Here is an 8,490-nt window from a genome sequence, read left to right as displayed (position 1 = left end):
AGTGTCTAACAAGACCTTCTGGCAACAGAATTTCTTGACGACCATAGAGCATTGGAACCACCTGATCCCATCCCGAACTCAGCAGTGAAACGATGCATCGCCGATGGTAGTGTGGGGTTTCCCCATGTGAGAGTAGGTCATCGTCAAGATTAAATTCCGAAACCCCTATCTGCACACGCAGGTAGGGGTTTTGTCTTTATAGTAGAAGCATCAAGAATTCGCAGGTACGTCGCAACAGACGGGCCAGCACACAGAATTTCTTGACGACCATAGAGCATTGGAACCACCTGATCCCATCCCGAACTCAGCAGTGAAACGATGCATCGCCGATGGTAGTGTGGGGTTTCCCCATGTGAGAGTAGGTCATCGTCAAGATTCAATTCCAAAACCCCTGTCTGCCCTGCAGACAGGGGTTTTGTCTTTTCCGCCCGTGGAAACCTGTAGGAGCGGCGGTGCGGCGACCCGACTTGCCCGGCGATGGCGATGTACCTGGCACACCGCCATCGCAGGGCAAGCCCGCTCCCACTGTTCATACTTCCGGTTGAGTGCTCAGGTAGGCCTTGATGGTCTTCGCTGCAGTGTTCAGATGGCGCTCAAGCACCTTGATCGCCTCTTCGACTGACTTATCGTTAGCCGCATCGACCAAGCCGTTGTGGTCATCCTGGGTCAGTTTGCCCAAGCCCATCGACGACAGGTGAAAGCGCAGGAAGCGCTCTTCTTCATTGAGCTCAATTTCAATCAAGCGCAATAGCTTCTTGTTGGAAGCCTTGCTGTACAGGCTCATATGAAACAACCGGTTCAGGCGACCGATTTCAGCGTGCCGGGTTTCGTTTTCCAGCTGCTTGATATAGCTGCGAGCGAGGGCAATATCATCGGCCTCAAGCAGAGGTATCGACTGACGCAGCGCCTCGGACTCCAGAATCACTCGCAACGCATAGGTGTCTACCGCATCTTCACCAATCAGCGGAGCAACGACGGCACCCTTGTGTGCCACCACCTGTAGCAATGACTGTGCCTCAAGCTGGCGCAGAGCCTCTCGTACGGGCATTCGGCTGACACCGAACAACGTTGCCAGTTCTTGTTGGCGCAGGGCTCTACCGGGCGCCAGGCGGCCGTCCAGGATGGCGTTGCGCAACCGCTCTTCAATCACACTACGAGCCAGGTGCGGCGGTATTTGCTCGCTGCCCAGTATTTCGCTCAAGGATCTGGATTTTTCGGTCACGCTTTACTCTGTCCTTAATGTTGGGAAATTTTAATGATTGGATCCAATCAACCTAGTTAGTGCCTGGATCCTTGTCAAACCCGCAGGCGTACGCCTGAACCGCTTGGTGGGCCGCGAGAGTGATGGGTAGTTGCTATCGTGAATGAAGTTTTTCCCCAAGGGAAGCCGACCCGACTAACAGGTCACGGAGTCTCCAGGAGCGGGCAGGTTGATATTGCTGTGATTGTAAGGTGCCATTGTTTTTTAACAGGTAAGGCCGCACCATCGGCGTTTATCCACAGGTTTGCGCAGGTTTTCGTATTGGCGATACGTTGGGCTGTTCATTTGACCGTACGCCGGCTTTGTTTTGCCGTGGTGTTCGGCTGCCTGTTGTTAGGCAGCCTGCACGCAGATTGGGATTTCTCCCAGATCAGCCGAAAGGCTCAATCCTTGTATGGTCCGCTAGGGGCAGGGCAGGGCCGTATCGATGCCTGGCAGAATATGCTGGCAACGCAAAAGCAAGGGAGCGAAACCGAGCAGCTCAAGCGGGTCAACCAGTTCTTCAATCACCAGCTACGTTACGTTGAAGACATCGACCTGTGGCGAGAGGTCGATTACTGGGCAACGCCGATACAGGCACTGATCAAGGGGCAGGGTGATTGCGAGGACTATGCTATCGCCAAGTACTTCAGCCTGCGGCGCATGGGGGTCCCGGCGGAGAAACTACGCATCACCTACGTCAAGGCGTTGCGCCAGAACCGTGCGCATATGGTTCTGACCTATTACTCAAGCCCCAACGCCATGCCGCTGGTACTCGATAGCCTGATGGACGCAATCAAGCCCGCCAGTGAGCGTACCGACCTGCTGCCAGTCTATTCCTTCAACGGTGAAGGCCTGTGGTTGACCGGCTCGGGAGGAAACAAAAAGGTTGGTGACACTAAACGATTGTCGCGTTGGCAGGATCTACTGAAAAAGATGCAGGCCGAAGGTTTCCCGGCCGAACCGGTTTACTAAAGGAGCACAGATGTCTCTGTTCAAACAATTGCTGCTTGCCATCTGCCTGTTCCTGGTAGTCGCGTTCAGCGGCAGCTTCATGGTTAGCCTGGAAAGCTCGCGGAGCCAGTACGTAAACCAGTTGCGCTCACACGCTCAGGATGCGGCCACCGCTCTGGCACTGTCGCTGACACCGAACATCGATGACCCTGCGATGGTCGAGCTGATGGTCAGCTCGATTTTTGACAGTGGGTATTACTCAAGTATCAAGGTTATCGACCTGGGCTCCAACGCGGTTTTGGTAGAGCGTCACGCTGAGGCTGACGCCAATGGCGTGCCGGCGTGGTTCATTCGCCTGATCGGCCTTGAGGCTGCGGGGGGGGACGCCATTGTCAGTCGCGGCTGGCAGCAGGCCGCACGGGTTGAGGTGGTCAGCCATCCCATGTTCGCTTTGGCCAAACTCTGGCAGAGCGCCTTGGGCAGCCTCGGCTGGCTACTACTGTGCGGTGCATTGAGCGCGGTGCTCGGTGCGTTGCTGCTGCGTCGGCAGCTCAAGCCGCTGGACTACATGGTGGCGCAGTCTCACGCCATCGCTCGCCGGGAATTCCTCAGCCTGCCTGACCTGCCAAGCACACCGGAATTGCGTAGGGTGGTCCAGGCCATGAACCAGATGGTCGAGAAGCTCAAAGCGCTGTTCAAGGAACAGGCCGAGCGCAGTGAAAAGCTGCGGGTCGAGTCTTATCAGGACAGTCTGACGGGCTTGGCCAACCGCCGTTACTTCGAGATGCAGCTAAATGCTCAGGTCAGCAACATTGAGGAAGCCCGACCAGGTTACCTGCTGCTGCTTCGGGTCAAGGATCTGGCTGGGCTTAACCAGCGTTTGGGTGGCCAGCGCACCGACCAACTGCTCCAGGCGGTAGGCCAGCAATTGCAACGTACCTGCGCCAACTACCCGGAAACCAATAACCTGATCACCCGCAGCCGTGGTGGTGAATTCGCCGTATTGGCACCGGGCCTGGTGCATGAAGAGGCAGTGCAGCTCGCCCAGGCGCTGGAAGTTACCTTGCAGAGCCTGGCCGACACTGGCGCCACCGACGTCTCGCCTGTGGCTTGTATTGGTATGGCGCCTTACAGCCCAGGTGATGCCCCTCAGGCCCTGCTGAAGTTGGCAGATGAAGCATTGGCGCGCGCGGAGAGCCAGGTTGAGCCGGGCTGGGTTTGCCTGGAGCAGGGAACCGCCCCGCAGGCTGGCGACACTCACCATGCCTGGCACCAGTTGCTTGAGGAGGCACTGCAGCAAGGGCGCTTTCAGCTGTTTTTCCAACCGGTGGTAGCCAGCGATGCACCGGAGCGTGTACTGCACTACAAGGTCATCTCGCGTGTGCTGGATGCTCAAGGCCAAGCGATTGCCGCCGGACGCTTTCTACCCTGGCTTGAGCGTTTTGGTTGGTCGGCGCGGCTTGATGTGCTGATGCTTGAACAGGTACTCAAACACATGCAGGGTCATACAGAGGCCTTGGCGTTGAACCTGTCGGCAGCCACGCTGGCAGACCCAAGCGCTTTGCAACGGGTTTACGAACTGCTGGGTCAAAACCCGGCGTTGGGCCCACGCCTGACCCTGGAAATTGGCGAGGAGCAGCTACCCGACCAAGCTGCCCTTGAACAGCTGACCCGACGCTTGCGGGCACTTGGGTTCAGCCTGAGCCTGCAACGTTTTGGCGGGCGATTCAGTATGATCGGCAACCTGGCCCATCTGGGGCTGGCCTACCTGAAGATTGATGGCAGCTACATTCGGGCCATCGATGAAGAACGCCACAAGCGCTTATTCATTGAAGCGATCCAGCGCGCCGCCCACAGCATCGACCTTCCGCTGATTGCCGAGCGAGTCGAAACTGAAGGTGAGCTTAAAGTCTTGCGCGAAATGGGCATCCAAGGGGTTCAGGGGCGCCTGGTGGGCGAGCCAGCCCCTTGGCGCTAGGGAAGGGTAGCGGCAGGCCCTGATGGGCCTGCGGCGCTCAGATCAGGCCACCGTTCTCGTCACTGTCATCGATCAAATTGGTCAAGCCGCCCAGCACCTGACGGGCGTTCGAGCGGCTGAGCAATTTGGCTTGAGCGCCGGCCGGCAGGTCGGTAATGCTGATCACACCCTTGGTGGTGAGCACTTCGATCAAATCCTCAAGTACCCGGATCATGTCCAGGTCGCTCTGTTTGAGCTGTTTGAGACTGTTCTCGACAACGTCGTCAGCAAACCATTCCTGAATTTCGGCGTGGTCGGCTGGCAATTCTTCCGTGTATTCGTCGAAGGCGGTGGCCTCTACCCGAAGCAACTGGCCCTGTGCGTCACGTTGCACGTAGAACATGGGGAATCCCTCGTCAAATTGAGTCCGTAACCGCAGTCAGCAGCATAGGCCAAGCTCACCGGGCTGTAAGCCTGGCGAGCGAGTATGCCGCGTGAGAAGGGTACAGGCCAAGCCTGTCGACCTCGGCTGCCAGATGCAGGCTGCCGAGGTCGATGGCTATCAGCTGTTGGAGTGGTCGATCTTGATGGTCGGGTCGGCACCGGACACCAGCGAGTTGATCGTGGTGTTGGCCCAGTTGACGCCTTCCAGCTTGATCGACACGTCGGCGTTGGCCAGGCCACCGGCGGCGTTCAGCTTGCCTTCGGAGCTAACCTGCAGAGTCGATTCGCCATTGACCGTGGTGATCTTCAGGAAGTTGTCGATGGTGCTGGCCTTCTCGCCCTGGAGCAGGTCGCTCAGGTCAAGACGGTCACCTTCACCAGGCTTGAAGTCCTTGATCACATCCTTGCCAGTGTCGCCAGCTTTCCAGACGAAGGTGTCGGCACCGCTGCCGCCGGTAAGGATATCGTCACCTTTGCCGCCAATGAGAATGTCATTCCCCTCATCGCCCAGCAGGGTGTCATTGCCCTCTCCGCCAACCAGCGTGTCGTTCCCGGCGCCACCGATCAAGACATCCTTGCCGCTACCGCCGAGCAGAATGTCACTGCCCTTGCCGCCTTCGAGACGATCGTCACCACCCTGACCGAAGATGATGTCATTGCCGTCGCCACCGAGCAGGGTGTCGGCACCGTCGTTAGCGCGCGAAACATCAAAGTCGCTGACGTGTTCGCTGATGTACTTGTGCAGTACGCGGCCATCGACATCGCCCAGATTCATCTTCAGTTCGCGAGCAACGAGAGCCTGAATTGCCTCGATACCATTGCCGGCGATTCCGTCGAAGCTGACAAGGTCACCGAAGATGATGTCGTTGCCGTCGCCGCCGTTGACAGTGTCGTTGCCCGGGTTAGTGGCTTCGGTATGACTGAGAATGGCTTCGGCCAGCTTGCTCGGATCGATGTTGGACTGCGGTTTGCCGTCGGTGTCGTAGTACTTCAGGTCACTGTCGTTGATAGTGCTATTGAGCCCGATCGCCTCCACACTTGAGTGCTTCGACAGCAACAAGAACGAGTCTTTTGAGTTGCTGTCGGTGTACCAGGACGACCAGCCCTGATACGACAACTCATACGTGCCGTCGCCTTGAGCATGCAGTTCACCCGAGGCCTTGTCATCGTCACGCCAGCGGCCGCCAGAGTAGTACTCGGCTGTGAGGTTACCGTTTTTGTCGATACTGATCCGGTTGTAGTCACCTACCATTTTATTAGTGACAACATCACCCAGTTTGTACTTCATCGCGCCGAGCACACCGTCCAGGGTGAAGCTGGAGTTCTTGAATACCGGGTCGGACTCGCCGGTTTGATACCGGTTAGGTTTGCCGTCAGTGATAAAGAACGTCTGGTTGCTACCGGTGCTGCCGCTGGTTTTGAGGTTCTGGAACCAGTTGGCGGTGGTTTTGAACGCGTCTTCGTAGTTGGTATTGCCGCCGGCATAGAACTTCTGCAGTGCAGCTTGCAGATCAGTGAGTGCGTTTTTGTCGGCCAGATTGACCGTAATGGTGGTGTTGACCTGATCGGAGAAGTCCACCAACAGGATATTCACCGTACCGGACTGCGCGCCTTTGACACTGTTGGCCAGCGTAGAGAATACCGACTCCAGGGATTTCTTCGCGGCCTCAACACCTTTGCTGCCCATACTGCCCGAGGTATCGACAATGAACGCCAGGTTGTAGTCCTGCCCTGGGGTAACGTGCAGACCGTTGACGTCGGCAACGACGATGTCGTTTTCGCTGCCCAGCGCCTTATCGTCATTGACCTCCGTCAGGTTGCCGGGGAGGTAGCTATCTGGGTGAACGGTGACCGTAATTTTGCCCGGAGTGGACGCCGCGTCACTGTTGGCCTTCTCGGTCGATGTCGCGGTGACAGCGATGTCGAACTTGCCTTGGTAATAAGCGGGCGGCTTGAGGCTCAGGCTATTGAGGTTCCAGCCCGTGACATCCACTTCTGTCGTGCCAACGGTGATGGTGTGACCGGCACCATCGCTGAGGATCGAGCCTTCCGGAATACCACCCAGTTTGACACTAAGCGTTTCTGAGCCATCTGTATCAGTCAGGCTGGAGGAGATGCCCACCAGCTTGACGGTGCCATTCTCGGCACCTTCATTGAGCTTGTAACCTTGGTAGTAGCCTTCGCCGTTGTCGCCGTGCAGTTCGCCGACGGTAACGCCAGCGCTGGTGAGGTCGTTCACGCTCGGGTACATCGGGATGTTGCTGTTGTTCAGGTCAACCGGGGTGCTGCCGTTGACCGACAGGTTGACGTCATAACTGCCCGGACCACTCTGGTTCGCATGGTAGATGTCCAGGGTGTAGTAACCACTGGCGCCCGGTGTGAAGGAGCCCGTGAACGTACCGCTGGCATTGCCCCAGGTGGCAGACGCCACTTTCTGGCCGCCGATAGTGATCAGCAGGCTGTCGTCACCCATACCGCTGAAGGTGTAGGTTTTACCGGCTTCAAGATAGATCAGACCAGATGTTTTCGAGCCCGAGCCAGCGGTCACGCTACTGTCGGACTGGGCGTTGGTGACCGTCGAGGTGCTGTTGGGTTTACCGGCATTGTCGAATACGGTCTTCAGCGCGTTGTCGGTGATGCCGTTACCGTTGGTGCCCAAGCCGTTCAGGCTGTTCCAGGTTTCCTTGATCAGGCCAATCGAGTTCACGTTGTTGCTGCCGATGATCAGAGTCGGTGCGTCGGCAACCGGCGTGATATCGATCTTGACGGTCGACTCATTGCCCACACCTTGGCCATCGGTAGGTTTGAACTTGATTTGTGCGTAGTCAGCCTCTTTGTTGCCAACACCATTGCCGCCGTTAGCATTGATACCCGATTCGTTGCGATCCGGAACGAACTTCAACTTGCCGGCATCGATGTCGGCTTTGCTGAAGGTTTTGCCAGCATCGGCTGTGGTCAGCGTTTTCCAAACGTTGCCATCCTTGTACTGCAGCACGCCATCGGCAGGCAGTTGAGTGATGGTCAGGCCGAGGTTGGCGGCCGGGGTATCGGCGTCGGTGATGCCAAAGTTCGCCCAGGTCAGCACCAGGTCCGAATCCTCAGTACCGGTCGCAGCGCCACCCGCAGCGACTGGGGCTTCGTTGCTCTGAATGGTTGTGGTAACGCTGCCAGCGCTGCCACTGACTTCCAGCTTCTCGAAGTTGCCACCGGTGGCCGAGTCGATCTTCACCGTGAAGTTCTCGGAGCCTTCGGCAATGCCGTCACGCAGGATCGGCACACTGAAAGAACCAGTGCTGCTGCCTTTCGGAATGGTCACGGTGGCGACACCGGTGAAGTCCGAGCCATCCTTGGCCGTACCGGTGTAGCTGAGCTTGATGACGACGTCGGCTTCAGCCTTGTTCGACAGCGTCAGGGTGTAGTTGGCAGAGTCGCCTTCGGCAACCGAGGTAGTGCCGGTGATACCGACTGTGGTGGTGTCGGTGGTGTCCTTTATATCGGCGGTCGCAGTCGCGCCGGTAAGGTCAGTACCCTCGAAGTTGCCGCCGTTCACTTTAGTGACGGTCGCGGTCAGGGTGCTGCCGTCTTTGTAGACGTCTTCAACGTTGGTGTTCGGGACTTCGAGTTTGCCGTAGCCCTTGTTGTCGACGGTGACGAAGTAGTCTTTACCGCCGACATTGACGGTCAGCACGGCGGTGGAACCGGCCTGTGGCGGGTTGCTCAGCTGGAAATGGAAGGTGACGTTGGCGTCGCCTTCTTTCGCCGCGTCTGCGGTGACTTCGACCTTGGTGTTTTGCACCGTGTCTTCAACGGTTGCAGTTGCATTCGCGCCTTTGAGGTCGGTGCCTTCGAAGTTGCCGCCATTCACTTCAGTGACGGTCGCAGTGACTTTGCTGGC

General features: G+C 57.5%; 5 protein-coding genes and 2 rRNA genes. 4 read left to right on the top strand and 3 right to left on the bottom strand.

Features of this window, described 5'->3' with window-relative positions; all coding sequences use genetic code 11:
* The first annotated feature begins 33 nt into the window (after positions 1-33).
* Positions 34-149 (top strand): 5S ribosomal RNA (gene rrf / locus E1573_RS22235).
* A 110-nt stretch (positions 150-259) separates the two neighbouring features.
* Positions 260-375: ribosomal RNA gene (rrf, locus tag E1573_RS22230) — 5S ribosomal RNA — on the top strand.
* Positions 376-529: 154 nt separating this feature from the next.
* Here the strand turns inward: rrf (E1573_RS22230) and E1573_RS22225 are convergent.
* Positions 530-1,222 (bottom strand): GntR family transcriptional regulator, encoded by a 693-nt coding sequence (locus E1573_RS22225; protein ID WP_133216703.1) that lies wholly within the window; start codon positions 1,220-1,222, stop codon positions 530-532.
* Positions 1,223-1,522: 300 nt separating this feature from the next.
* On the opposite strand from E1573_RS22225, the gene lapG reads away from it, so the two are divergent.
* Positions 1,523-2,215 carry a cysteine protease LapG gene (gene lapG / locus E1573_RS22220; protein WP_133216702.1) on the top strand — a complete coding sequence of 231 codons (693 nt, stop codon included), beginning with the start codon at positions 1,523-1,525 and terminating at the stop codon, positions 2,213-2,215.
* Positions 2,216-2,225: 10 nt separating this feature from the next.
* Positions 2,226-4,172, top strand: a complete 1,947-nt coding sequence (gene lapD, locus E1573_RS22215; RefSeq protein WP_133216701.1) for a cyclic di-GMP receptor LapD — start codon at positions 2,226-2,228, stop codon at positions 4,170-4,172.
* Positions 4,173-4,209: 37 nt separating this feature from the next.
* On the opposite strand, the gene E1573_RS22210 is transcribed toward lapD, so the two are convergent.
* A complete protein-coding gene (locus tag E1573_RS22210) occupies positions 4,210-4,554 on the bottom strand; it encodes a tryptophan synthase subunit beta (RefSeq protein ID WP_133216700.1) in 345 nt (114 codons plus the stop codon).
* A 159-nt stretch (positions 4,555-4,713) separates the two neighbouring features.
* Positions 4,714-8,490 (bottom strand): immunoglobulin-like domain-containing protein (locus E1573_RS22205; RefSeq protein ID WP_256659601.1); only part of this gene is annotated, 3,777 nt, incomplete at its 5' end.

It is taken from the genome of Pseudomonas sp. H9, from assembly GCF_004353925.1.
GTDB lineage: Bacteria > Pseudomonadota > Gammaproteobacteria > Pseudomonadales > Pseudomonadaceae > Aquipseudomonas.
The sequence above is the reverse complement of the archived record's forward strand: the minus strand, read 5'-3'. Positions and strand labels throughout refer to the sequence as shown.